The organism is Litchfieldella qijiaojingensis, from assembly GCF_014651875.1.
Classification (GTDB): Bacteria; Pseudomonadota; Gammaproteobacteria; order Pseudomonadales; family Halomonadaceae; genus Litchfieldella; species Litchfieldella qijiaojingensis.
The window spans coordinates 48,030-71,301 of the sequence record NZ_BMXS01000024.1 but is presented as its reverse complement, the minus strand read 5'-3'; the positions used below and the strand labels follow the sequence as shown (position 1 = coordinate 71,301).

General features: G+C 61.6%; 21 protein-coding genes and 7 tRNA genes. 7 read left to right on the top strand and 21 right to left on the bottom strand.

Annotated features, from left to right (window positions below; translation table 11 throughout):
- Positions 1-134: 134 nt before the first annotated feature.
- Entirely contained in the window at positions 135-839 is a 705-nt protein-coding gene (locus IE093_RS18490; RefSeq protein ID WP_268247410.1) for a CHAD domain-containing protein, read from the top strand.
- Between the two features lie 113 nt (positions 840-952).
- On the opposite strand, the gene IE093_RS18485 is transcribed toward IE093_RS18490, so the two are convergent.
- From IE093_RS18485 to IE093_RS18410, 16 genes are all read right to left on the bottom strand, one after another.
- Positions 953-1,270 carry a hypothetical protein gene (locus IE093_RS18485; RefSeq protein WP_189471786.1) on the bottom strand — a complete coding sequence of 106 codons (318 nt, stop codon included), beginning with the start codon at positions 1,268-1,270 and terminating at the stop codon, positions 953-955.
- Positions 1,271-1,506: 236 nt separating this feature from the next.
- On the bottom strand, positions 1,507-2,697 hold the full coding sequence (locus IE093_RS18480) for a glycosyltransferase (RefSeq protein WP_189471784.1): 1,191 nt from the start codon (positions 2,695-2,697) through the stop codon (positions 1,507-1,509).
- 37 nt (positions 2,698-2,734) lie between these two features.
- The gene (locus IE093_RS18475) at positions 2,735-2,872 is read right to left on the bottom strand and encodes a hypothetical protein (protein ID WP_189471782.1); all 138 of its coding nucleotides are present in this window, start codon (positions 2,870-2,872) and stop codon (positions 2,735-2,737) included.
- Between the two features lie 269 nt (positions 2,873-3,141).
- A complete protein-coding gene (locus IE093_RS22805; protein WP_308427213.1) occupies positions 3,142-3,282 on the bottom strand; it encodes a hypothetical protein in 141 nt (46 codons plus the stop codon).
- 192 nt (positions 3,283-3,474) lie between these two features.
- Positions 3,475-3,562 (bottom strand) — tRNA-Ser (locus tag IE093_RS18465).
- 101 nt (positions 3,563-3,663) lie between these two features.
- Positions 3,664-4,167, bottom strand: coding sequence for a YiiD C-terminal domain-containing protein (locus IE093_RS18460; protein ID WP_189471780.1), 504 nt, complete (start codon positions 4,165-4,167; stop codon positions 3,664-3,666).
- Between the two features lie 10 nt (positions 4,168-4,177).
- Positions 4,178-4,738, bottom strand: coding sequence for a nitroreductase family protein (locus tag IE093_RS18455; RefSeq protein WP_189471778.1), 561 nt, complete (start codon positions 4,736-4,738; stop codon positions 4,178-4,180).
- Positions 4,739-4,793: 55 nt separating this feature from the next.
- Positions 4,794-5,630 carry an NADPH-dependent 7-cyano-7-deazaguanine reductase QueF gene (gene queF / locus IE093_RS18450; protein ID WP_189471776.1) on the bottom strand — a complete coding sequence of 279 codons (837 nt, stop codon included), beginning with the start codon at positions 5,628-5,630 and terminating at the stop codon, positions 4,794-4,796.
- A 1-nt stretch (position 5,631) separates the two neighbouring features.
- The gene (locus IE093_RS18445) at positions 5,632-6,405 is read right to left on the bottom strand and encodes an ABC transporter permease (protein ID WP_189471774.1); all 774 of its coding nucleotides are present in this window, start codon (positions 6,403-6,405) and stop codon (positions 5,632-5,634) included.
- Positions 6,402-7,421, bottom strand: a complete 1,020-nt coding sequence (locus tag IE093_RS18440) for an ABC transporter ATP-binding protein (RefSeq protein ID WP_189471772.1) — start codon at positions 7,419-7,421, stop codon at positions 6,402-6,404. The genes IE093_RS18445 and IE093_RS18440 overlap by 4 nt, the downstream gene beginning before the upstream one ends.
- A 120-nt stretch (positions 7,422-7,541) precedes the next feature.
- Positions 7,542-7,616 (bottom strand) — tRNA-Gly (locus IE093_RS18435).
- A 26-nt stretch (positions 7,617-7,642) separates the two neighbouring features.
- A tRNA-Glu gene (locus IE093_RS18430) sits at positions 7,643-7,718 on the bottom strand.
- Positions 7,719-7,734: 16 nt separating this feature from the next.
- Positions 7,735-7,809 (bottom strand) — tRNA-Gly (locus IE093_RS18425).
- A gap of 45 nt (positions 7,810-7,854) precedes the next feature.
- Positions 7,855-7,930: transfer RNA gene (locus IE093_RS18420), tRNA-Glu, on the bottom strand.
- 92 nt (positions 7,931-8,022) lie between these two features.
- Positions 8,023-8,097 (bottom strand) — tRNA-Gly (locus IE093_RS18415).
- Between the two features lie 23 nt (positions 8,098-8,120).
- Positions 8,121-8,196: transfer RNA gene (locus IE093_RS18410), tRNA-Glu, on the bottom strand.
- Positions 8,197-8,376: 180 nt separating this feature from the next.
- Here IE093_RS18410 and msrB point away from each other — a divergent pair.
- The 4 genes from msrB (at position 8,377) to htpX (ending at position 12,157) form a co-directional block, all read left to right on the top strand.
- Positions 8,377-8,778, top strand: a complete 402-nt coding sequence (gene msrB / locus IE093_RS18405) for a peptide-methionine (R)-S-oxide reductase MsrB (RefSeq protein ID WP_189471770.1) — start codon at positions 8,377-8,379, stop codon at positions 8,776-8,778.
- 93 nt (positions 8,779-8,871) lie between these two features.
- Positions 8,872-9,846, top strand: a complete 975-nt coding sequence (gene ylqF / locus IE093_RS18400) for a ribosome biogenesis GTPase YlqF (RefSeq protein WP_189471768.1) — start codon at positions 8,872-8,874, stop codon at positions 9,844-9,846.
- Positions 9,847-9,861: 15 nt separating this feature from the next.
- On the top strand, positions 9,862-11,094 hold the full coding sequence (locus IE093_RS18395; RefSeq protein WP_189471766.1) for a pyridoxal phosphate-dependent aminotransferase: 1,233 nt from the start codon (positions 9,862-9,864) through the stop codon (positions 11,092-11,094).
- Between the two features lie 160 nt (positions 11,095-11,254).
- A complete protein-coding gene (gene htpX, locus IE093_RS18390) occupies positions 11,255-12,157 on the top strand; it encodes a protease HtpX (RefSeq protein WP_189471764.1) in 903 nt (300 codons plus the stop codon).
- A gap of 66 nt (positions 12,158-12,223) precedes the next feature.
- Here htpX and pdxB read toward each other — a convergent pair whose 3' ends face one another.
- Complete coding sequence (pdxB, locus tag IE093_RS18385) at positions 12,224-13,369, bottom strand: 4-phosphoerythronate dehydrogenase PdxB (protein ID WP_189471762.1); 1,146 nt, start codon at positions 13,367-13,369, stop codon at positions 12,224-12,226.
- 113 nt (positions 13,370-13,482) lie between these two features.
- Between pdxB and IE093_RS18380 the strand changes: the two genes are divergently transcribed.
- The gene (locus tag IE093_RS18380; protein WP_189471760.1) at positions 13,483-13,764 is read left to right on the top strand and encodes a hypothetical protein; all 282 of its coding nucleotides are present in this window, start codon (positions 13,483-13,485) and stop codon (positions 13,762-13,764) included.
- Between the two features lie 319 nt (positions 13,765-14,083).
- Here the strand turns inward: IE093_RS18380 and IE093_RS18375 are convergent, their stop codons facing one another.
- Both IE093_RS18375 and rlmKL read right to left on the bottom strand, forming a co-directional pair.
- Complete coding sequence (locus IE093_RS18375) at positions 14,084-14,413, bottom strand: glutaredoxin family protein (RefSeq protein ID WP_189471758.1); 330 nt, start codon at positions 14,411-14,413, stop codon at positions 14,084-14,086.
- Entirely contained in the window at positions 14,410-16,617 is a 2,208-nt protein-coding gene (rlmKL, locus tag IE093_RS18370) for a bifunctional 23S rRNA (guanine(2069)-N(7))-methyltransferase RlmK/23S rRNA (guanine(2445)-N(2))-methyltransferase RlmL (protein WP_189471756.1), read from the bottom strand. Before rlmKL ends, IE093_RS18375 begins: the two co-directional genes overlap by 4 nt.
- Positions 16,618-16,871: 254 nt before the next feature.
- On the opposite strand from rlmKL, the gene rmf reads away from it, so the two are divergent.
- Positions 16,872-17,078, top strand: coding sequence for a ribosome modulation factor (rmf, locus tag IE093_RS18365; protein ID WP_043527245.1), 207 nt, complete (start codon positions 16,872-16,874; stop codon positions 17,076-17,078).
- A gap of 69 nt (positions 17,079-17,147) precedes the next feature.
- Here rmf and IE093_RS18360 read toward each other — a convergent pair whose 3' ends face one another.
- Entirely contained in the window at positions 17,148-18,227 is a 1,080-nt protein-coding gene (locus IE093_RS18360) for a quinone-dependent dihydroorotate dehydrogenase (RefSeq protein ID WP_189471754.1), read from the bottom strand.
- 127 nt (positions 18,228-18,354) lie between these two features.
- Entirely contained in the window at positions 18,355-23,193 is a 4,839-nt protein-coding gene (locus IE093_RS18355; RefSeq protein ID WP_189471752.1) for an NAD-glutamate dehydrogenase, read from the bottom strand.
- Positions 23,194-23,272: the final 79 nt, after the last annotated feature.

Sequence of the window (23,272 nt, the reverse complement as noted above, 5' to 3'; positions counted from 1 at the left end):
TGAGAAAGTCCTCTCGGCTCAGCATGGCGCGGTCCTTACAGGTTTGGTCACCAGCAAGGAAAGGTCATGCGGGTCGGGGGGACAATCTGTTTTGATGATTTACGGACTTATAGCTCCGGCGTCGACACGTCAACCTGCGCCGCAGCCGGGCGGTGGCCGAGTCGCTACTGGCGATCACCGAGATTCCCAAGCTCAAGCGAACCCTGAAAGGGTTGAAGCGTCACTCCCGTGCCACCAGCCGGCTGCGCGATCTCGATGTGTTCCTGGACGACCTGTCCCGCTCGACCTCCCTCGAAGCGCCATCGGTACGCGGTGCGCTTACGGCCTTTCTGCGCCAACAGACCCGCAAGGAACACCAAGCTCTGAGCTCCCGGTTACGCCAGCCCGCTTATCACGAAGAAATGAAGCGGTGGCAACACACCATCGGCTCGAAACAGTTGTCGCGGCACTTGTCGGCAATCGAGCCCGATGCGATTCGCGGCGTGCTGCACCAGCGCCTTGCCCGGCACGACGCCGAACTGGCCTCCCTCGGCCCAGATTCGCCTGACACCGACCTGCACCAGCTACGCAAGACGGTGAAGCGCATCCGCTACCTGGCGGAGCTGGAACCGATGGAACATCGCGGTCTGATCGACCGGCTCAAGGATCACCAGGCGCGGCTCGGCGATTTTCAGGACCTCTGCACCCAGCTCCAACTCCTCGATGCCTTTGCCGCCTCACCCGACGCCCAGGCCATACCGGAGGACGATGCCACCAGCCTGGCCACCTGGGTGGAAACGCTCACACGTCGCAAGGCAGAACTACGAAAAGAGATATTGAGGTTAGAGTCGTTGGTATGAAGTGGTGCCGTCAGCGTGCTAAACGCAAGAGCACGTGGAATGCGCAGGATGGCGAAACCAGGAGCATCCCGACCGCGGGCGACGAGCCATCGGGGCTCCCGGTGTGAACTTGATCACCCTCCGCCCAAGCGAAAATTGAGCATTTGCAGACCACTGAGCTCAATTTGCGACTCTGTCGAAAACACCGGATGCCCAATGACCCTGACAGCGACCACCGCTTCCGCACCATGGTATCGCACGACAACCGAGGCGCTGGACTGAGTGCTCAGCGGGGCCAGCCAACCATAGTCGGTATCCACCACCTCCACGACAGAGAAACCGCTGGACCGCAGCCTCTCTTCAACAGCGCCTTTCACCGCCACACCGTAGTAGAAAAACAGACCGCCATAGGCAATGGCGACGAAGACAAGAAGTGACACCAGTTTTTTCATGATTACCGTACCTGAATGTGGCGTGTTACAAGTCGCAGGGGTGTAGCTTACCATCAGTCCGTCGTCCTGCTCCTGGACTCATACCCGTTGACCAGCACAAAGCGGCTGCCTCCCCCGGGGCCTGGCAGAAATGGCACTGGCTCACGCCATCGAGAACAAGGTCGAGGCAGCCTATCGGCGAGGGGATTTATTCGAAAAGCGACATGAGCTATTCGATGGAAAGGCGAATAGATGAGTCAATCGCCTTTCGCATCTGCGTCGACCATTGATGTGAGTCGCGAGTCACAAGTTCTCCGATAAAGCGCCGCCAACTCCGCGGCCTTGAGATCCTCATGCCACTTTGCCGCATGCGTCCGTGCCCTGATGGACAGCTCGGTGCGATGCTCCCGGTCGTCGATCAGTCGGTTGACCTTGGTGGCGAAGTCATCGGTGTTCTCGTTGGCGACCAGGCAGCCCTCGCCATCGATCAGTATGTCCAGAGTGCCCATCACCGCAGTCGATACCACCGGGGTGCCCAGCGCCATGGCTTCCAGCAAGACAAGCCCCTGGGTCTCGGTGCGCGAGGCGAAAACGAATAGATCGGCGGCGCGATAGGCAGACTGCAACTGGCCGTCGCGCCCCAGATAGCCCATGAAGTGCACCGAGGCTTCCACCCCGTGCCGCCTGGCCTGCTGCCTTAGCTCGGCCTGGGCCGGGCCCTCGCCGGCAATGAGCAGCAGTGTCTCGGGATGACGCTCAAGTACCGCCGGCAGCATCTCGATCAGAAAGCCGATGTTCTTCTCCCGCGCGGCACGACCGACGAACAACAACAGCGGGACCTCGGTGGGCAGCAGATGCATCTGGCGAAAGTCATGCCGTGGCTCGGCGCAGAAGCTGTCCAGACCGATGCCGGTGGAGATCACCTCAATGTGGCCATTGACACCGTAGCGTCTCAGCGTAGCGTCCATGGCGCGAGAGGGGGCCACCAGGGCGTCCACCTGGCGGCACTGGCGTACAGAGAGGCGCCTGGCCGCCCAGCGCAACATACCCGAGGGCAGCCAGCGAACATAGTGGTGCAGGTACTCCTCAAACAGGGTGTGGTAGGTCGCGATAACCGGAATGCCCAACCGTCGCCCCATCGCCACACCAGCGTAGTGCGCCACGAAGGGGGTGTGCACGTGAATCAGATCGAAGCCTTCATCGGCCAGTTCGGGCTGCAGCGCTAGGACGTGCCGATGGTGCATCCAGCGATCCTCGGGGTCCCCCGGCACACCTCGGGAGGGGATGCGTATGACGCCGGGTTCAGCTACCTGGCCGACGGGATAGGTGGGGCAGATCAGTGTCACCGTGTGGCCAAGCCGCGACAGCGCCTCGCGGAAGCTGGCGATAGAGGTCGAAACACCATTGACCCGCGGAAAGTAGACATCCGAGATCATCAGTATCTTCATGCGTACCCCCCGCAGCCTTGGGGGAGAGGCATGGCGTTCAATGCGGGCGCCGGTTCTGCTTGATGGCTCGCTCCCAGTCACGCTTGCGCTGCCCGGCCATGGCGGTGCCGTTCACCGGATGCGTCAGGAACTCGGTTTCCTCGTCGCTGAGCGGCTCGCGTTTCTTATGGGCCATGTCGTATCCTCGCTGCCGTGTTCACGCCGACACTAGATTTTGTCCGAAAACTGCCTGCGCTCGACCATACAGCGTTAAAAATCAGCTCGAAATGCTCATTTACACCCACGTAAACTCCGCTTTCTCGCTGATTTTTGCCTTGTCTGGCCATCGCTCGGCGACTTTTCGTACAAACCCTAGAAGGCGGTTGTTTCAGCGGGGTGACGCTTGTGTGGCCAAGTGATTAATTTGGCCTCAGAGATTGGCCAGGACGGTTTCGTCGACTCCTGTCATGTCGATGCCGAGGTACCTATCACACTATCGTTGGCGATCAACGCGACTCTCTTGCTGCGAATGCCCATGCCGCCGCCTGAGGCGCCCATGTCCGTGCCCAGTGCGCGGGTGAACTCTGCGTTGCTATCGGCCAGCATGGTAAAGGCCTAGCGGTTCTGAGCCTTCTGCCAGGCATCGAGTACGAAGGCATCGCCCACCGCTGTGCAGGCGTGGTGTCCAACGATTACTGGGTAAGATCACTACGGACCTCTCAATCCCAACTTAGTCCCCACAGCCCAAAACGCAGAAGGGGAACCAAGCTAAGTGCTTGATTCCCCTTCAAAATCCTGTGGCGGAGAGGGAGGGATTCGAACCCTCGAAGCCTTTCGACTTACACACTTTCCAGGCGTGCTCCTTCGACCACTCGGACACCTCTCCACATTGTGGTTCCCCAGGCACGCTTGGCGCCCCTCAAGAACGGCGCAAATGGTAGCGATCTAACCCCGCGATTGCAAGCCGTTTTTTGCGTGACGGCCGGCTCATGCCTCGGGCAGCACGGCATAGTCACCACAGGCTTCCAGGCACAGCCGCTTTCCGCAGTAGAGCCGTTGCAGCAGTGTGATGCGCCCTTTGCCGCGCTCATCGAGCCGCTCAGCGAGGGTAGCGGCTGCATGTCGGTCCTGGGGACAGCATTCCAGCCGATAGTCACCGCGAACCGGGGCGAGGAAGCGCTGGCTAGCCTCGGCCACGACCACGTCCTGTTGGCGTTGTCGAGCGCGCAACCAGAGGGTGACCCAGCACCAGCCGATCAACGTGGTCTGGGCATTGAGCGAGCCGCCGAAGCCAGTGCCCTTGTCGTTGAGGTTGGGAGCGAGTGTCAGCTCCCAGACCAGCGTGTCGTCCTGCCACGCCATGCCTTCGAGCCCCAGGTGAGGAAGCAGTGGAATCGCCTCTTCGAGCCAGGTCTGGAAGGCTGCGAGGTCATCCCCCTGCCCCGCTTCGGGCAGCGGCAGGCGTGGGTGGGGAACGCCGACGGTGCGCATCACTGGCTCCTCAATTCCAACGCTCGACGAAGGCCTCGGGATCGCGGCTGGGCAGGGGTTTGTGGCGTCCGCCGATCTGGCCAAGGTAGAGGAAGGCGACGATCTCGTCGTGCTCGCCGAGCCCCAGCCCCTTGTGCACCGTCGGGTCGAAGGCGTAGTGACCGGTGCGCCACATCGCGCCAAGCCCTTGGGCATAGGCGGCCAGCATCATGGCATGGGCGGCGCAACCGGCGGAGATCACCTGCTCGAGCTTGGGCACCTTGGGCAACTCGGGAGTGACCTTGGCGATCACGGCGATGATCATCGGTGCGCGCTTGGGTTTCTTGCGCGCCGCGTCCAGGCTGGCGTCGTCGATATGCGGATTCTCACGGTATTCGGCCTCGGCGAATAGCTCGCCAAGTCGGTCGAGCCCCGGCCCCGAGAACTCGATGAAACGCCAGGGCGTCAGTTCCTTGTGGTCCGGTGCGCGCAGGGCGGCGCGATAGAGGGCATCGAGTTGTTCGGCATTGGGCGCGGGGCCCATCAACTTGCCCATCGAGCTGCGTTCGTGCAACAGCGTCATCGCATCCATCGAAATCTCCTGACGTTGGCTGAGTCGAGAATATTTCTCAGCTTACCGCAGCCGGTTACTGCCGGGCCAGACGCAACGGCTCGGGTGGCCGCTCGCCGGGCGTGCCGCGCCAAGGGCTGATATCCAGCCCGCCACGCCGCACATAGCGCGCCAGCACCAGTAACCGTTCGGGTCGGGCGCGCTCCATCAGGTCGACAAAAATGTGCTCCACGCAGTGCTCGTGGAAGTCCTGATGCTGACGATAGGACACCAGATACTTGAGCAAGCCCTCGCGATCAAGGCGTGGGCCACGGTAATGGATCATCACGCTGCCCCAGTCGGGTTGGCCAGTGACCGGACAGTTGGACTTGAGCAGATGCGAATACAGGGTTTCCGCGACGATCTCCTCACCCACCGTGAGCAGTTCGGGGTTGGGCGAGTAGTCATGGATCTCGATATCCAGATCGTCGAGGCACTCGCCGGGCAGGCGCCGGGGAACGAGGCATTCATCGTCGACACCGAACAAATCGGTGACCACCGGCGCTCCGGCCGCCGCGGAAAGATCGCGCTCGAGCGTTTCGATTACCTTGTCACGGCTATCGAAGCGAGTCTGGTTGAAGCTATTGAGATACAGCTTCCACGACTTCGACTCGATCAGATTGGGCGACGAGGCCGGCAGCCGGAAGCGCGCCACCGCCACCACCGGCTTGCCCTTGGCATCCAGCCAGGAAAGTTCGAAGGCGTGCCACTCATCCTCGCCCTCGAACGGCAAGGCGTCATCGCGAATGCCTAGCGGCACGCGATTGGCTGCGCGAGCGATGGGGTACAGCAGCCCGGCATCGTAATGCTCGGGATAGGCGGACTCGCGCCCCAACGGCGCACCCTGCAGTGTTTCAGGTCGTTCAGTGCTCATGCTAGCTCCGGATGCCCTGCCCTCGCTCCAACATCCACAACGCCACACCGAACAATACCACGATGAAGGCTACGATGGCGGCCATCGCCAGGCCTACCGGAATGTCCGATACACCGAGGAAGCCATAGCGGAAGACATTGACCATGTACAGGATGGGATTGAGCATCGACACCCCCTGCCACAGGCCCGGCAACAGCGAGATCGAGTAGAAGACCCCGCCCAGATAGGTCAGCGGCGTGAGCACGAAGGTCGGCACGATGGAAATATCGTCGAACTTGTTGGCCAGCAGCGCGTTGATGAAGCCACCAATGGAGAACAACGCTGCGGTGAGCACCACCACGCCAACGGTCAACAATGGATGTTGGACGCTGAGACGAGTGAACAGCAGCGACACCAGGGTGACGATCAGCCCCACGCCCAGGCCACGTACCATGCCGCCGATCACGAAGCCTGCCAGAATCACCCAGTTAGGCATCGGCGAGACCATCATCTCCTCCACGCTGCGCTGGAACTTGTTGGAGAAGAACGAGGAAGCAACATTGGAGTAGCTGTTGGTTATCACTGCCATCATGATCAGCCCCGGGACGATGAAGTCCATGTAGCTGAAACCATCCATGTGACCGATCCGCGAGCCGATCAAGCTGCCGAAGATGATGAAGTACATGGTCATGGTGATCGATGGCGGCAGCAGGGTCTGCGGCCAGATGCGAGTGAAGCGCTTGATCTCCTTGACCACCAACGTCCACAAGGCGATAGCGATCTGCATTGGACTCATCGGCGGCCCCCGGTACCGGTGTGGGAAGTCTCCACTTTGGCCGCTACCTCTCCACTATCGATCTGACGTACCGGCGGGACACGAGCGCCGCCGCCATTGGCGTCTTCCACCATCGACACGAACATCTCCTCCAGGCGGTTGGCACGGTTACGCATCGACACCACCGACAGCCCCTGTTCGGTAAGCTGGGTGAAAGCGTCGTTGAGCTTCTGGCCACGCTTGACTGAAATCGCGAGCTGGTTGCTTTCGACCTGCTGAACCTCGAAGCCCTCGATCACCGGCGGCTTGTCGACGGGCCGGGCCAGGTCGAGCAGGAAGGTTTCGGTATTGAGCTGCGCCAGCAAGCCGCGCACGCTGGTGTTCTGCACGATCTCGCCATGGTTGATGATGGCGATGTTGCGGCACAGGCTCTCGGCTTCCTCGAGATAGTGAGTGGTGAGGATGATGGTGGTGCCCTCCTCGCGATTGATGCGCCGCATGTAATCCCACATGCTGCGCCGAAGCTCGATATCGACCCCGGCGGTGGGCTCGTCGAGAATCAGCAACTTGGGACGGTGCATCAGGGCGCGGGCGATCATCAGACGACGTTTCATGCCACCTGAGAGCATTCGCGCACTGCCCTTGCGCTTGTCCCATAACCCCAAGTCCTTGAGCAGGCGCTCGGCCCGTGGCTTGGCTTCGCGCATCGGCATGCCGTAGTAACCGGCCTGGGCGTGGATGATGTCCTCGACCTTCTCGAACTGGTTGAAGTTGAATTCCTGAGGAACCACGCCGAGATGGTATTTGGCGCGCGCGAAGTCCTTATCGATGTCGACGCCGAACACCGACACCTTGCCGGCGGTCTTCTGCACCAGGGAGCAGACGATACCCAAAGTGGTGGATTTGCCGGCACCGTTGGGGCCCAGCAGGGCGAAGAAGTCGCCTTGAGCGACGTCGAGGTCGATACCCTTCAAGGCATGGAAGCCGTTGCCATAGATCTTGGTCAGGCCACGAATGGACAGTGCCGGTTCGGCCATCGGATCACCTGTCATCCAAAATGGAAAAAACGATTAGGACCCTAAAGATGCGGTCGAATGGAAAAAATTCAATGCTCGCGGCGATCATCACCGGAAAGAACGAGGGGAGAAATGACAATTTGGAGCGGGAAACGAGATTCGAACTCGCGACCCTCGCCTTGGCAAGGCGATGCTCTACCACTGAGCTATTCCCGCTTGTCGGTCAGGTACCAGGTGCCCGGTGGCGTCCCATAGGGGGTTCGAACCCCTGTTCCCGCCGTGAAAGGGCGGTGTCCTGGACCACTAGACGAATGGGACGCATGAAACCGGAGTTTGGAGCGGGAAACGAGATTCGAACTCGCGACCCTCGCCTTGGCAAGGCGATGCTCTACCACTGAGCTATTCCCGCGAATGACACCCTGGTCTTGCCTTACTGCAACCCTCGGCACGGAGGTGGCGTCCCATAGGGGGTTCGAACCCCTGTTCCCGCCGTGAAAGGGCGGTGTCCTAGGCCACTAGACGAATGGGACATTCCTTGGAGTGGGATAACGTGATTCGACCGGGCTGGCGCTCCAGCTCGCGACCCTCACGTCGGCCTACTCCCCCCACCGAAGTGGGAGTTTGGAGCGGGAAACGAGATTCGAACTCGCGACCCTCGCCTTGGCAAGGCGATGCTCTACCACTGAGCTATTCCCGCATGCCGATGCATTGCCGAGACAGTGGCGTCCCATAGGGGGTTCGAACCCCTGTTCCCGCCGTGAAAGGGCGGTGTCCTGGACCACTAGACGAATGGGACGCATCGCTTGCCTCAACAAGGTGGCGCGTATGTTACTGAGCGCCCTGAAAGCTGTCAAGCGACCTTACCGGGCGAGACTTTCGAGCCCAGCACGCTATGCTGGAAATGATCCTCCATTTCGTAGTTGGATGGGGGCATCGCCCAGAATCGGGATTCGGAAGGACAGCACGGAGAAACGCCATGCGCAAGAAAGTCGAGAAAAGCGACGCCGAGTGGCGCAGCCTACTCACCCCCGAGCAATACCGGGTGACTCGCGAAAGGGGGACCGAACGTCCTTTCAGCGGCGACCATCAGGTCAGCGACGAACATGGCATCTACCATTGCGTGTGCTGCCATGTGCCGCTGTTCGAAAACGAGCACAAGTTCGATGCCGGTTGCGGCTGGCCCAGCTTCGACCGCCCCCTGACCCGTTCGTCAGTGGCGGAGCATCCTGACACCTCTCACGGCATGGTTCGCACCGAGGTGGTCTGTGCGCGCTGCGACGCCCATCTCGGCCATGTCTTCCCGGATGGCCCGCCCGACACCACGGGCTTGCGCTATTGCATCAACTCGGTGGCCATCGACTTCCACGCGGGAGAGTGACACCGCCATCTCCAGCCGTACGACAGCCGCGTCAATCCGGTCGTCCATCTGGTAATATGGGCGACCGTTTTCATTGCGTGCAGGAGAATGACGATGCTCGGCTGGTTCCCGGGACACATGAACAAGGCGCGTCGCCAGATCAAGGACGCCCTGCCGGAAATCGACGTGGTGCTGGAAGTCCTCGATGCGCGCCTGCCCTACTCCAGCGCCAACCCCATGCTGGCCGAACTGACCGAGCACAAGCCGGTGCTGAAGATACTTTCGCGGGCCGACCTGGCCGACCCTGAGCGCACGCGCGAATGGGTGGCGCATTTCGACACACTGACCGATACTCGTGCGCTAGCGGTGACCACTACCAATGCCCGCGAGCTAAAGCGCATCCCCCGGTTATGTCATGAACTCGCTGGCCAGATACGCGCCGACCGCGACGTGCGGGTGATGGTGATGGGCATTCCCAATGTCGGCAAGTCGACGCTGATCAATGGCCTGGCCGGGCGCAAGATCGCCAAGACCGGCAACGAGCCGGCGGTGACCAAGCGCCAGCAGAAAGTGCGCATCGACGGTCGCGTGGCGCTGATCGACACCCCGGGGGTGCTGTGGCCGAAGATCGAGGATCAGGCCAGTGCCTATCGCCTGGCTGCCAGCGGCGCGATTCGCGATACCGCCATGGACTACCTGGACGTGGCGGTGATCACCGCCGCCGAGCTGGCCAGACGCTACCCCGAAGCGTTGATGGCGCGTTACACGCTGAAGACATTGCCGCCCTATGCGCCCCATCCCGATACCGAGCGGGTCGAGGCCGATGGCCCGCCACGTCCGGACCTGATGGCCATGGCCGGCTTCGATGGTACCGCCATCGTGCGTGAAATCGCGGCCAAGCGTGGCGGCCTGCGCCCGGGTGGCGAGGTCGACCTGCACCGCGGTGCCGAGGTGCTGCTGCACGAGCTGCGCAACGGCAAGCTCGGGCCGATCACCCTGGAGACGCCGGCGGACATTCCGCCCCCTGCCGCCGAAAGTGACGACGCCACCTCCGATACCGACGACGCCCAGCCCCATAACGCTAACTGAGTTGACGGACACTTTATGGACACCCCGACCTCGATCAGGAAATCGCACAAGCTCGATAACGTCTGTTATGACATCCGCGGGCCGGTGCTCGACCACGCCAAACGCCTCGAAGACGAAGGCCAGCGCATCTTGAAGCTGAATATCGGCAACCCCGCGCCGTTCGGCTTCGAAGCCCCGGAAGAGATCCTTCAGGACGTAATGCGCAACCTGCCCACCGCTCAAGGCTACTGCGACTCCAAGGGGCTGTATTCGGCACGCAAGGCGGTGATGCAGGAGTGCCAGCGCAAGGGCATCCCCAGCGTCGGCGTCGAGGACATCTACATCGGCAACGGCGTTTCCGAGCTGATCGTGATGGCCATGCAGGCACTGCTCAACGATGGCGACGAAGTGCTAATCCCGGCACCCGACTATCCGCTGTGGACCGCTGCCGCCAACCTCTCCGGTGGTCGCCCGGTGCACTACCTATGCGACGAGCAGGCCGACTGGGCACCGGACATGGCCGACATTCGCTCCAAGGTTACCAGTCACACCCGTGCCATCGTGCTGATCAACCCCAACAACCCCACCGGCGCCGTCTACCCGCCGGAGGTGATTCGCGAGCTGCTGGACATCGCTCGCGAACACCGCCTGGTGGTGTTCTCCGACGAGATCTACGACAAGATCCTCTATGACGACGCCGAGCATGTCTCCACCGGCGCCCTGGCCAGCGATGACCAGTTGGTGGTGACGATGAACGGGCTGTCCAAGAGTTATCGCTGTGCCGGCTTCCGCAGTGGCTGGATGATCCTCTCCGGCACGGTGGCCAGGCACCAGGCGGCGGATTTCGTTCAAGGCCTCAACATGCTGGCCTCGATGCGTCTGTGCGCCAACGTCCCTGCCCAGCATGCCATCCAGACGGCCCTAGGCGGATATCAATCGATCAATGACCTGATCCTGCCTGGCGGACGGTTGCGCGCACAACGCGACATCACCGTCGAGAAGCTCAATACCATCCCCGGCGTGTCCTGCGTGACGCCCAAGGGTGCGCTTTATGCCTTCCCGCGGCTCGATCCCAAGGTCTACAACATTCACGACGACGAAAAGCTGGTGCTCGACCTGCTGCTACAGGAGAAGATCCTGCTGGTTCAGGGCACCGCCTTCAACTGGCCAGAACCTGACCATGTGCGCATCGTGACCTTGCCCTGGGCCGAACAGCTCGGCGACGCGCTGGACCGCTTCGCCCGCTTCCTGGAGCGTTACCGTCAATGAGGTGCCAACTCGTCCACAAGAAAACGCGGAATGAATCGACGAGCGGCACAGACATTTATTCAGTGTTTCCCCTAGCTTGAAACCCTAGGCCGTTGACCGTATCTAAACATGCAGTTTTGGTAATGGGTCCCGTTTCGACCGTCTCAGGAGATACACCGACATGATGCGAATCCTTCTTTTCCTGGCCACCAACCTGGCGGTCATCATCGTGGCCAGCATTACCCTGCGCCTGCTGGGGGTCGCACCCTATCTCACCGAGCAAGGCATCAACTTCAATGCCCTGCTGATCTTCTGCTTCATCTTCGGCATGGCCGGCTCGATGGTATCGCTGTTCATCTCCAAGTGGATGGCCAAGCGCTCGACCGGCACCCAGGTCATCGAACAACCACGCAACGCTACCGAGAAGTGGCTGCTGGACACCGTTGCCGAGCTCTCTCGCGAGGCCGGCATCAAGACGCCGGAAGTGGGGATCTTCCCCGCTCAGCAGTCCAACGCCTTCGCCACCGGCTGGAACAAGGACGACGCCCTCGTCGCCGTCTCCGCCGGACTGCTCAACCGTATGCGCCCCGAAGAAGTGCGTGCGGTACTGGCCCACGAGATCGGCCACGTGGCCAATGGCGACATGGTGACCCTGGCGCTGATCCAGGGGGTGCTCAATACCTTCGTGATGTTCTTCGCCCGCGTCATCGCTCACTTGGTCGACAATTTCCTGCGCAGCCGCAGCGATAGTGGCGGCCTGGGCTTCATGGGCTACTTCGTGGTAGTGATCGTCGCCGAGATCGTCTTCGGCCTGATCGCTTCGGCGATCGTCGCCTGGTTCTCACGCTTCCGCGAGTACCGCGCCGATGCCGCCGGCGCCAAGCTGGCTGGCAGCGGCGCCATGATCAACGCCCTGGCCAGGCTCAAGGCCGAGACCGAGATACCCGATCAAATGCCGGATACCCTGACGGCCTTCGCCATCACCACCGGCCAGACCCGCAAGATCATGGAGCGGTTGTTTGCCAGCCACCCGCCGCTGGACGACCGGATTCGCGCCCTGAAGGAATCGGCATATCGTCAGTAATGGCTGCGGGCTACGAGCTACGGGCAACCAAACGCTCGAAGCTCGATGCTGGCGCGCAGCCACTGATCAGCTCATCGTCACCCTGAACCCCACCGCCGTCAGCCAGGGGGCGAGCTCGGCCGCACCGGGCTTGAGCTCCACTTCCAGAGTCGAGAACTCACGACGCAGGGGGTAATGGGCACGACAATGGTCGAAACCGGTCGCCATGCCTTGGCGGCGGGACTCTCTTCCCAGCGAGTCGACGTCACGGCGAACGTCGTAGCAGGTGCGCACGCAGAGCCGCAGTGCCTCCCAGACATCGTAACCGGCATCCAGCGTCAGGCGCGGTAACGCAGGCGGCGGCGCCAGGTCGGCGAGATAATGGCGCAGCGGCAGGCCGAGATACTCCATCAGGGCTTGATAGACCTGCTCGGTCCCGCGCATCTTGCCATCGAGACTATGACCAGCGATATGTGGAGTGGCGATATCCACTAGCCGCCACAGGGTCTCATCGATGGCCGGTTCGTGCTCCCAGACATCGAGGATGGTGGTGAGGTCGCCGTGCTGTTCCAGGCGCTCGCACAACGCCTCGCCGTCGAGACAATCGCCACGTCCGGCATTGAGCAATATCGTACCCGGTTCGAGAGCGGCAATGCGCGTGGCATCGAGCAGGTGATAGGTGGCATGCGCCCCGCTGCGTACCAGGGGCGTATGCAGACAGACGATGTCCACTGCTTCGAGCAAGGTATCCAGATCGACGAAAGCGTCGCTGCCTTCGACCTTCGCTCTGGGCGGGTCGCATAGCAGGCACTCCACGCCAAGCGCCGCGAGCCGCCGGTGTAGCCGTCCACCGACATTGCCGACTCCGACGATGCCCACTCGATGCGTGTCGAGCGCCACCCCCTTCCGCTCGCAGACCAGCAACAGGCTGGAAAGCACGTAATCGACCACCGCCTCGGCGTTGCAGCCCGGGGCACTGGCAAAGCCGATGCCTCGCGCTTCCAGTGCCCGCCGATCGACATGGTCGGTGCCGATGGTACAGGTGCCGACGAAACGCACTCTCGAGTCGGCAAGCAGCGCCTCGTCGACAGGTGTGACCGAGCGCACGATGAGGATATCGGCCTTGGCCGCGGCCGAAGCATCGATCTCGCGCCCCGGTACCCGCTCCAGGTGGCCCAGTTCAGCGAAGAAGGCGTCGGCCAGGGGAATCTGATGATCGATGAGCAGGTGCATGATGAAGTCCCTCCTGGCGATGATGTCTTGTCCGGCACGCCCAAGCCTTTACAATAGCGCCCTAACATAGCACGCAAGAACCGTATAGGTTCACCGTCCACGCAGGAGTCGCCGTGATCGTTCGCTGGGAAAGTGACCATGACTATGTGCTGGTGCATATTCATCAGGACATGTTCGGCGACTGGATCTTCAGCCGAGCCTGGGGGCAGATCGGTACCCAGTTCGGTGGTCTCAAGCATCAGCTTGCCGACGACCACGCGCAGGCCATGATGTGGCTCGACGACGTAGCAACCATTCAGGCCTCACGCGGCTTCCGCAAGGTGCTCGAAGCCCAGGCCGACTCCCCCGAAGGACGCGACGCCGTCAGGCAGTTGTCGCTGTTGGATAATGCCTGAATCTGGCCATCTCCATCGCGACCACGGTCGCTCCTACACATTGGCGGTGCCCCATTTTCCTGTAGGAGCCGCCGTGGCGGCGATCCGGCCGTCAGGCCGGCTTAGGTGGCCCATTCATCGCGCCCACGGGCGCGCCTACACATTGGCGGTGCCCCATTGTTCTGTAGGAGCCGCCGTGGCGGCGATCCGGCCGTCAGGCCGGCCTGACGGCCGGATCGCGCAGAAAATCTGCGCTCCCACCCACCCCCGCAATGTTCCAATGTCGTGGGAGCGCAGCTCCGCTGCGCGATGACGTTGGCGCCATTCGAGAATGCCGGCATTACCCCAGAAACCTCCGCCCGCGGCGTAGATACGCTCCCTTCGGTTCGCTGATTGGCGCTTCGGTAGTCTCCAACGCCTCTTTGCGCAGCCAGCCGCGCTCGGCCAGCCATGCCGCTAGACACTCAGGCTCGAAACCTCGCTCCAGTTCCGCTCCGCTTGCGTCTACCAATACAGGGATCCGTTCACCGTAGCGCGCCATCAGGGCATCGTCGTCAGCGATTTCGACCCGTTCGAGGATGACCTCAGCCACACTCAAGCTGGCGAGATGGTGCTCGAGCTCGTCGCACAGATGGCAGCCCAAGGTGGTATACAGCGTCAGTCGGATCATGTCGCCTCTCGGTGGCGAATCAGGAAGCAATGATGCAGGTTGGGGCGGCGCGTGAAATCCGGATCGAAGGTCTTCGCCGAGATATCCTCCACCACGTAGCGCTCGACAAGCGCGTCATCGAGCTTGAAACGCCGCTGGTTATTGGAGAACACCAGCGTCCCGCCAGGAGCTAACCGAGCCATGGCCAGCTCGACCAAGCGAATGTGATCGCGCTGGATGTCCAGGGTTCCCTCCATGCGCTTGGAGTTGGAGAAGGTCGGCGGGTCGAGGAAGATCAGATCGAACTCGCTGCCGGCGGTTTCCAGCCAGTGCAGGCAATCGTCGCGCACCACGCGATGGCGGCTGGGGTCGAGCCGATTCAGGGCGATGTTGTCGCGCGCCCAGTCCAGATAGGTATTGGACAGATCGACACTGACACTGTCGCTGGCCCCCCCTTGCTGCTCGGTTCCCAGTGCCGCCTGGACGGTGGCGGCACCGGTGTAGCAGAACAGATTGAGAAAACGCTTGCCGGGAGCCATCTCGGCCAGCATCCGGCGCACCGGGCGGTGGTCGAGGAACAATCCAGTGTCCAGGTAATCGCGTAGGTTGACCCACAGCTTTGCCCGCCCCTCGCGCACCTGGTAACGCTCTCCACTGGTGGCCTGCTTCTGGTACTGCGCCTTGCCGGCCTGGCGCTCGCGCTGCTTGAAGTGGACGTGCTCGGCCTTCACGCCGAGCACGTCGGGAATCACACCCAAGGCATCGAGCAGGCGGCGCTGTGCCTGCGAAGGGTCGATCGATTTGGGTGGCGCATATTCCTGGACATGCACGCGGTCGCCATAGACATCGATGGCCAGGGCATACTCCGGCATGTCGGCGTCATACAGCCGATAGCAGCTCTCGCCGGATCGCTCGAGCCACTTCTTCAGGCGCTTGAGGTTCTTCTCCAAGCGGTTGGCGAACATCTGCGCTCCTTCCGAGCGCGCTGGCCGGGACGGAGCCTCGTGGTCCGCTTTAGCGGCCGGCTCGCCACCTGCATCGGGAATCTCGATCAACAGCAATTTGCAATCGAGCGGGCCGTTCTTGAAGGCGTACTGCTTGTCGGCACGCAGCCCGGTGCGATGACCAAGATCCGGGTTACCGGTGAACAGCGCCAGCCGCCAGCCGGGAAAATGTTGCCTCGTTCGAGCACCCAGATCGGCATACAGCGGCACCAGCCCCGGCAATTCCCCCAAGCGCTCGCCGTAGGGCGGATTGGTGATCAGCAACCCGTGGGCATCGGCGGGCAGGCTCTCGGGGCGTGTCAATTGCGCCACTGATGCTCCCTCGAGTTTGATCAGCGCCGGAATCCCCGCGCGCATGGCATTGGCCTTGGCGGCGGCGATCGCTTGCGGGCTCTGATCGAAGCCATAGAGACGCGCCTTGCAGCGCTTGCGACCGATGCTGGCTCGCGCCTCGGCCTCGCGCTTGAGCTCATGCCACAAAGCCGGCTCATGACCGGCCCAGCCGTGGAAACCGAAGCGCTGACGGGCGATATTGGGAGCCATGTCGGCCGCCATCAGCGCCGCTTCGATCAGCAGTGTCCCGGAACCGCACATGGGGTCGATCAATGCCTCGCCGGCCTTGGCACGCTCTGGCCAGTCGGCGCGCACCAGCAGCGCTGCGGCAAGATTCTCCTTGAGTGGCGCATGACCCAGTTCACGCCGGTAACCGCGCTTGTGCAGGCTATCGCCGGAAAGGTCGATGCCCAGCATCAGGCGCCCGCGATGCAGGTGAGCATAGAGCCGCAGGTCGGGATGGCGGGGGTCGATATCGGGACGCGCCCGCCCAGCGGCGCGCAGACTGTCGACCACCCCATCCTTGACTACCTGGGCACCGAAGCGGGTATGACGGATATGGTCCGACAAGCCATGAAAGTCCACCGCCATAGTGGTACCAGGACGCAAATGGTCGTGCCAGTCCAAGGACTGAGCGACATCCTTCACCTGTTCGGGCCGCTCCACCCCTTCCTCACGAGCCAGACACAGGATGAAGCGATTGGCCAGGCGTGACCAAAGACAGGCGCGGTAGCCGACCTCGAGAGTGGCCTGGAAGTGAACTCCTGCCACTGTGGTCTTGGTGGTCGTGCCACCCAAGCCTTCCAGCTCCGTGGCCAACAGCGTTTCGAGACCCTTGGGGCAGGTGGCGAAAAACGCCATGGAATCAGTCAATTGCTCATCACTCATAAGATTTTCGATCGGTGCGCACGCCTGACATATATCTGTAACTTCGTTTTGATAATGCCCTTATGCCAAATCGCTTGTCGACAGCAAGTGGCATTTTGCGCTAGATGTAAAAGGAGTAGCTACTAGTAACGCATGCGTATGATGTCCGCGGACGCCTCAGGTGGGCGAGGAGCAAGTGCTGCCGCTTGTTCGCCGTGTCACCTGCTTTCCAAAAACTGGTTTAGATACAACTGGTTCGTCAAAGAGGTCATCCGATGAAACGACAGAAACGTGATCGCTTCCAGCGTGCTTATGTTCACGGCTACAAAGCCGGTATTAGTGGCCGTTCCCGAGATGACTGCCCTAGTCAGGATGTCAATCTACGAGAATACTGGATGAGCGGTTGGCGTGAAGGTCGTGGGGATCAATGGGCCGGCATGACGGGTGTCTCCGGCATTCACAAGAACCCCATGGTGATGTGACCCTCGGCTCACCTTTCACCAATTTCTTTTGGTGAAGCCCCTCAAGGCCCGTGTCCCCCACGGGCCTTTTCAATTCCTTCCCGAATGTTCGTCCAGAACCTGGCGCCCTTCCAGCGCTTCGTGCTCCATACGTGCTGTCGCGTGCAGCGCCCGTGCGCACTCCCTGACCAGCGCAGGACCGCGATAGACAAAGCCCGAATAGAGCTGAACCAGGTCAGCACCCGCCTGACACTTGGCCACGGCGGTCTCGCCGCTTTCGATGCCGCCCACGCCGATGATCGGCATACTCGGCAGGTGACGGCGCAACTCGCGGATCACTGCGTTGGATGCCTCGAAGACCGGCGCGCCGGAAAGCCCGCCTTGCTCGTCGGCATGCGGCAAACCGGCCACGGCTTCACGCGAGACGGTGGTGTTGGTGGCGATCACGCCATCGATGGCGTTGGCATTGAGCGCGCGGGCGACCAAGACGACTTCGTCGGCGGTCATGTCCGGGGCGATCTTCACCGTCAAGGGCACTCGTCGCCCACTATTCCGATCCAGCCGCGAGGCTTCCTCGCGTAGCGCGCCGAGCAGCTCATCCAGATGCTCGCCGAACTGCAGGTTACGCAGCCCCGGCGTATTGGGGGAGGAAATGTTCACGGTAATGTAGTGAGCATGCGCATGTACCCGGTCAAGACAGATCAGGTAGTCGTCCACCGCCCGTTCCACTGGTGTGGTCAGGTTCTTGCCGATATTGATACCGATCACGCCGTCATAGCGACTTTCTCTCACCCGCGCGACCAAGTGGTCGACGCCGGCATTATTGAAGCCCATGCGATTGATGATTGCCCGGCGTTGGGGTAACCGGAACAGCCGCGGCCGAGGATTGCCATCCTGAGGCCGGGGGGTGACGGTACCGACCTCGACGAAGCCGAAACCGAGCGCCCCCAGCGCATCGAGATGGTCGGCGTTCTTGTCCAGCCCCGCCGCCAGCCCCACCCGGTTGGGAAAGCGCAGCCCCATCAACTCAACCGGGTCGTCGACCCGCGTGCCTCCAGCCAAACGCGCGACCAGTCCCAACCGGTGAGCCGTATCCAGCGCGGAGAGCGTCACGCCATGGGCGGTTTCCGGATCGAGTCGAAACAGTAGGGATCGGGCCAGGGCGTACATGGGACTCCTCAAAGATGGGGGACGGCAAAGCGTAAGCATGGGGCGGCGATTATAGCGCAAGCCAGCCCTCAACGACGAACTCCGCCATGCGGCGGAGTTCATCGTTCCCGGTGAGAGGGACGAAGGTTCAGCCTTCGCTATCGCTTTCAGCCAGATCGACCAGTTCGCGAATGGCCACGGCGAACAGCGGGTAGCTGCCCTGGGTACCGGAACGCAGCTCGGAAAGCAGGCCACACCAGCGCCGATAGAGGACGCTGTGGCGCTCGATCCAGTGCTCGACGCGAGCTTCCACCTCGCGTGGCGCATCGTCGAGCTTCAGCACGCCCACGGTCAGCGCCAACTGCTGGCGGTCGAGATCGTCGCGGAAGGTTTCTCGCGCCTGTGCCTGCCAACTGTCGCGCACCTCCAGCAAATTGATCCGCTCGATCACACCCGGCAGCTCGAGACGATGACCGACCTCGTAGAAGACCTCGGCGACCCGTTGGATCTTCTCGTCCGACTGCTTGGCCGCTTCGATGATCCCGAGCCCCGCGTACAAGCTGTTGGTGGAGGCCACGGCGCTGGCCAATGCCTCGGGTACACCGGCCGCGGTGAGCTGGTCGCGGCGAGCGTCCCACGCTTCGCGCTCGTCGCCACGCAGGCGCTTGCCGAGACTTTCCTGGAGCTGGGCCAAACGCGGTGCGAAGTGACCGATGCAGTCCTTGACGGTCATGCCGGCACGGTGGCGCAGGAACCAGCGCGTCGCTCGGCGCAGCAAGCGCATCAGATCGAGCATCATACGGTATTGGATGCGACTGTCGACTTGATTGTCGAGCGCTTCGATCTGCTGCCACAGGCTGCTCAGATTGAAGCTGTCGCGAGCGATGATATAAGCTCTGGCGATCTCCGCCCGGCTGGCCCCGGTAGTGTCGATCAGGCGACGCGCAAAGACGATGCCCATATGATCGACCATGTCGTTGGCGATCTGGGTAGCGACGATTTCGCGCCTGAGGCGGTGCTCGTACATCTCGGTCTTGAAGCGTTCGACCAGCACCTTGGGGAAGATGCGTTCGAGATGCTGCTGGATGTAAGGGTCGTCGGGCACGTCGGAGACGATCAAGTCACCCTTGAGCACGCTCTTGGCGTACGAGATCAGTACCGACAGTTCGGGCAATGTCAGCCCTTCACCAGCATTACTGCGCTCCAGTAGTTCCTCGTCGCTGGGCAGGAACTCCAACTCGCGATCGAGCTGCCCGTTGGCTTCCAGCTCGTTGATGAAACGCCGATAGGGGCCCAACCCTTCCTTGGAAAGGATCTCCGATAGCGACAGCGCCTGGGTCTGGCGATAATTACTGATCAGCACCAGCTTGGCGACATCGTCGGTCATCCTGGCCAGCAGTTGATTGCGCTGCTTGTCGGTCATGTCGCCACGCTTGACGATATCATCGAGCAGGATCTTGATGTTGACCTCGTGGTCGGAGCAATTGACGCCTCCGGCATTGTCGATGAAGTCGGTATTGACGCGCACCCCCTTGCGGGCGGCTTCCATACGACCACGCTGGGTCAAACCGAGATTGCCCCCCTCGCCGACCACCCGGCAATTGAGATCGACGCCGTTGATACGCAGCGCGTCGTTGGCCTTGTCGCCGACCTCGGCATCGGTCTCCTCCGTGGCCTTGACGTAGGTGCCGATGCCGCCGTTCCAGATCAGATCGACCCGCGACTTGAGCATGGCTCGGATCAAGTCGTTGGGCGCAAGCTTATCTTCCTTGATGTCGAAGACAGCCTTCATTTCCGGGGAAATCGGAATCGACTTGGCACTGCGCTTGAAGATTCCACCGCCCTTGGAAATCAGCTTGGTGTCGTAGTCCTCCCAACTGGAGCGCGGCAACTCGAACAGACGCTTGCGTTCGGCGAAGGACGCGGCAGCGTCCGGATCGGGATCGACGAAGATATGCAGGTGGTTGAAAGCGCCCACCAGACGAATCTTGTCGGACAGCAACATGCCGTTGCCGAACACGTCGCCCCCCATGTCGCCGATGCCCAGTACGCTGAACTCGTCGGCTTGGGTATTGATGCCCATCTCGCGGAAGTGACGCTTGACCGACTCCCAGGCACCCTTGGCGGTAATGCCCATCTTCTTGTGGTCGTAGCCATTGGCGCCGCCTGACGCGAAGGCGTCGCCCAGCCAATGCCCGTACTCCAGCGAGATCTCATTGGCGATATCGGAGAATGTCGCGGTGCCCTTGTCGGCGGCGACCACCAGGTAGGGGTCGTCGTCGTCATGGCGCACCACGGCCTTCGGCGGCACCACCTCGCCCCCCTCGAGATTGTCGGTGACATCCAGCAGGGCGCGAATGAAGGTCTTGTAGCAGGCGATGCCCTCTTGCTGGATGGCATCGCGGTCGCCGCCTTCCGGCAGGCGTTTGCAGACGAATCCGCCCTTGGCCCCGACCGGCACGATCACCGCGTTCTTGACCTGCTGGGCCTTGACCAGGCCAAGGACCTCGGTGCGGAAGTCCTCGCGGCGATCCGACCAGCGCAGGCCACCACGGGCAACCTTGCCACCACGCAGGTGTACCCCTTCCAAACGCGGTGAATAGACGAAGATCTCGTACATCGGGCGCGGTTTGGGGATATCCGGCACGCGTGCGGGGTCGAGCTTGAAGGCGAGATACCCCTTGAGCTCGCCGTTGGCGTCAGGCTGATAGTAGTTGGTTCTCAGTGTCGCCTGGATCAATTCGATGTAGCGGCGTATCAGCAAGTCGTCGTTGAGGCTCGCCACACCATCGAGCTGGCGATGCAAACGCTCGAGACAGCCCTCGATTTCGGCATCGCGGTTGCTTTGCTCCGGATCGAAGCGCAACTCGAACAGGGTCACCAGTTCGCGAGTGATCTCGGGATGCTCGGCCAGGGCGGTAGCGATGTAGAGCTGCGAGAGCCCGAAACGAATCTGCTTCAGGTAACGGGCATAGGCACGCAGCATGGCGACTTCACGCCAGCTCAGGTTGGCGCCGATGATCAGCCGGTTGAAGGCGTCGTTTTCCGCCTCGCCGACCCAGATGCGCTTGAAGGCGTCGACGAAGGATTCGCGCATCTCCTGCAGGTTGACGATCTCATTGGCATGATGCTCGAGATCGAAGTCGTGGATCCAGTAGCTTCCGTCACTGCGCTCGACCTCGTAGGGGCGTTCGCCGATCACTCGCAAACCAAGGTTCTCCATCACCGGGAGTACATCGGAAAGCGGAATAGGGCTGCCCCTGTGGAACAACTTGAGGTTGACGCCGTCGGCCTCTTCCTCCACCAGACGGTACAACGACACCGCCACCGGCGCACCATCGTCCAGCTCGCTGATATGGTGGACATCATAAACGGCGGTGCGAGCCGAGAAATCCTCGCGATAGCCAATGGGGAAAGCGTCGCGGTAGAGATCCATCAAGCGATTGGCCTGTTCCTCGCCGAAGCCCTCGACCATCGCGTTCTGCAGGTCATCGCGCCAGTTGCGTGCCAAGTTGGCGACTTTCTGCTCGATGCGCTTGAGGTCGTATTCAACCGGTTCGTCGCGATTGAAACGCAGGATCAATTGGATGCGTGCCAGCACCGACTCCGACAGATAGGTATTGAAGTCGCCGAAGGTCGCATCGAGTTCCTCGCACAACAGGTTCTGGATACGCACGCGCAGATCGGTGGAGAACACATCGCGCGGTACGAATACCAGGCATGAATAGAACTTGCCGAAGCGGTCCTCGCGAACGAATAGCCGCACCCTGCGCCGCTCGCGAATATTGAGAATGCCGATCGCCGTGCGCGTCAATTCGTCGGTGGGTGTCTGGAACAGGTCATCGCGCGGATAGACATTGAGGATCTGCCGTAGCTGGTTGGCGTCATGTCCATGCGGATTGACCCCGGCGGCCTCCATGACCGCCTGGATCTTGCGCCTGAGCAGCGGAATGTGACGCGGCGAATCGTTGTAGACATTGGCGGAATACAGCCCAATGAAACGCCGCTCACCGATCACACGCCCCTTGTCGTCGTAACGATCGATGGAAATGTAATCCGGATAGGTGGGGCGATGCACCCGGGCATGGTAAGCGCTCTTGGCGAACGACAGCAGCTCGGGCACCAGTACGTAGTGGTCGCCATCGATGCCCTGGTCGTTGCGGATACGTTCGCGATAGCGGGGCTGGTCGAGCTTGAACACGCCCAGTTCGCTGCCGGGAATCTTGCGCAATTCGTCGTGGCCACCGATATCGACCACTTCATATTCGTCATAGCCCAGGAAGGTGAAATTGTCGGCAATAAGCCACTCGAGGAAAGCGATGGCTTCCTTGTGGTCCCCACTGTCGACCTGCTTGGGACGCTTGGCCTTGAGTTCCTTGAGCGCCATGTTCACCTTGTCGCGCATAGGCTCGAAGTCAGCCACGGCGGTACGCACGTCGCGCAGCACATCGTGCAGGCTGTTCTCGATGTCTTCCAGTAGCTCCGGATCGGAATGGCGGTCGATCTCGATGCAGATCAGCGACTCCCGCCCTTCGGGCGCATGCTTGTCATCGGGACGCGCCAGCTCTACCAGGTGATGCTTGGTATCGCGCCGGGTTGCCAGTACAGCGTTATGGATGGCATGCACGGTGATTCCGCGACGGTTGAGTTCGATGCGCACGGAGTCGACCAGAAACGGCATGTCCCGGTGCAGCACCTCGACCTGCGTATGGGTCGACTGCCAGCCATGTTCTTCGAAATCCGGGTTGTAGACGCGGACCTTGGGCGACGCTGGGTCATGGGTCTGGAAGAAGTGCCAGACGGCAAGCAAGGATCCATAGATATCGTCGAGGCGGCGTTCGGCCAGATCCTCGATGGACGCCCGTGAATAGAGAATGGCGGCGAAGGCCATGACCGACTCGACCTTGTCGCCGGGAAGCCGCTTCACCAGTTGTTCCTGGAGTTGGGCAAGAAGCTCCTGCTTGCCATCGATCGCAACGTGTTGCATCAATCACCTCGGCTCGAGCCGATCGCCCCCTGCGACCGGCGGGATGTTGAACGGTGTGGCCTTTTGCCACCACGCCCGC

Excerpts from the sequence above, each read along its gene's own strand:
- IE093_RS18445 (WP_189471774.1), bottom strand. The coding sequence starts at position 6,405 with ATGAGTCCAATGCAGATCGCTATCGCCTTGTGGACGTTGGTGGTCAAG.
- htpX (WP_189471764.1), top strand. The coding sequence starts at position 11,255 with ATGATGCGAATCCTTCTTTTCCTGGCCACCAACCTGGCGGTCATCATC.
- pdxB (WP_189471762.1), bottom strand. The coding sequence starts at position 13,369 with ATGCACCTGCTCATCGATCATCAGATTCCCCTGGCCGACGCCTTCTTC.
- IE093_RS18455 (WP_189471778.1), bottom strand. The coding sequence starts at position 4,738 with ATGGATGCGATGACGCTGTTGCACGAACGCAGCTCGATGGGCAAGTTG.
- IE093_RS18375 (WP_189471758.1), bottom strand. The coding sequence starts at position 14,413 with ATGATCCGACTGACGCTGTATACCACCTTGGGCTGCCATCTGTGCGAC.
- queF (WP_189471776.1), bottom strand. The coding sequence starts at position 5,630 with ATGAGCACTGAACGACCTGAAACACTGCAGGGTGCGCCGTTGGGGCGC.
- ylqF (WP_189471768.1), top strand. The coding sequence starts at position 8,872 with ATGCTCGGCTGGTTCCCGGGACACATGAACAAGGCGCGTCGCCAGATC.
- IE093_RS18475 (WP_189471782.1), bottom strand. The coding sequence starts at position 2,872 with ATGGCCCATAAGAAACGCGAGCCGCTCAGCGACGAGGAAACCGAGTTC.
- IE093_RS18360 (WP_189471754.1), bottom strand. The coding sequence starts at position 18,227 with ATGTACGCCCTGGCCCGATCCCTACTGTTTCGACTCGATCCGGAAACC.
- IE093_RS18355 (WP_189471752.1), bottom strand. The coding sequence starts at position 23,193 with ATGCAACACGTTGCGATCGATGGCAAGCAGGAGCTTCTTGCCCAACTC.
- rmf (WP_043527245.1), top strand. The coding sequence starts at position 16,872 with ATGAAACGACAGAAACGTGATCGCTTCCAGCGTGCTTATGTTCACGGC.
- rlmKL (WP_189471756.1), bottom strand. The coding sequence starts at position 16,617 with ATGAGTGATGAGCAATTGACTGATTCCATGGCGTTTTTCGCCACCTGC.
- IE093_RS18485 (WP_189471786.1), bottom strand. The coding sequence starts at position 1,270 with ATGAAAAAACTGGTGTCACTTCTTGTCTTCGTCGCCATTGCCTATGGC.
- msrB (WP_189471770.1), top strand. The coding sequence starts at position 8,377 with ATGCGCAAGAAAGTCGAGAAAAGCGACGCCGAGTGGCGCAGCCTACTC.
- IE093_RS18395 (WP_189471766.1), top strand. The coding sequence starts at position 9,862 with ATGGACACCCCGACCTCGATCAGGAAATCGCACAAGCTCGATAACGTC.
- IE093_RS18460 (WP_189471780.1), bottom strand. The coding sequence starts at position 4,167 with ATGCGCACCGTCGGCGTTCCCCACCCACGCCTGCCGCTGCCCGAAGCG.
- IE093_RS18480 (WP_189471784.1), bottom strand. The coding sequence starts at position 2,697 with ATGAAGATACTGATGATCTCGGATGTCTACTTTCCGCGGGTCAATGGT.
- IE093_RS18440 (WP_189471772.1), bottom strand. The coding sequence starts at position 7,421 with ATGGCCGAACCGGCACTGTCCATTCGTGGCCTGACCAAGATCTATGGC.
- IE093_RS22805 (WP_308427213.1), bottom strand. The coding sequence starts at position 3,282 with ATGCTGGCCGATAGCAACGCAGAGTTCACCCGCGCACTGGGCACGGAC.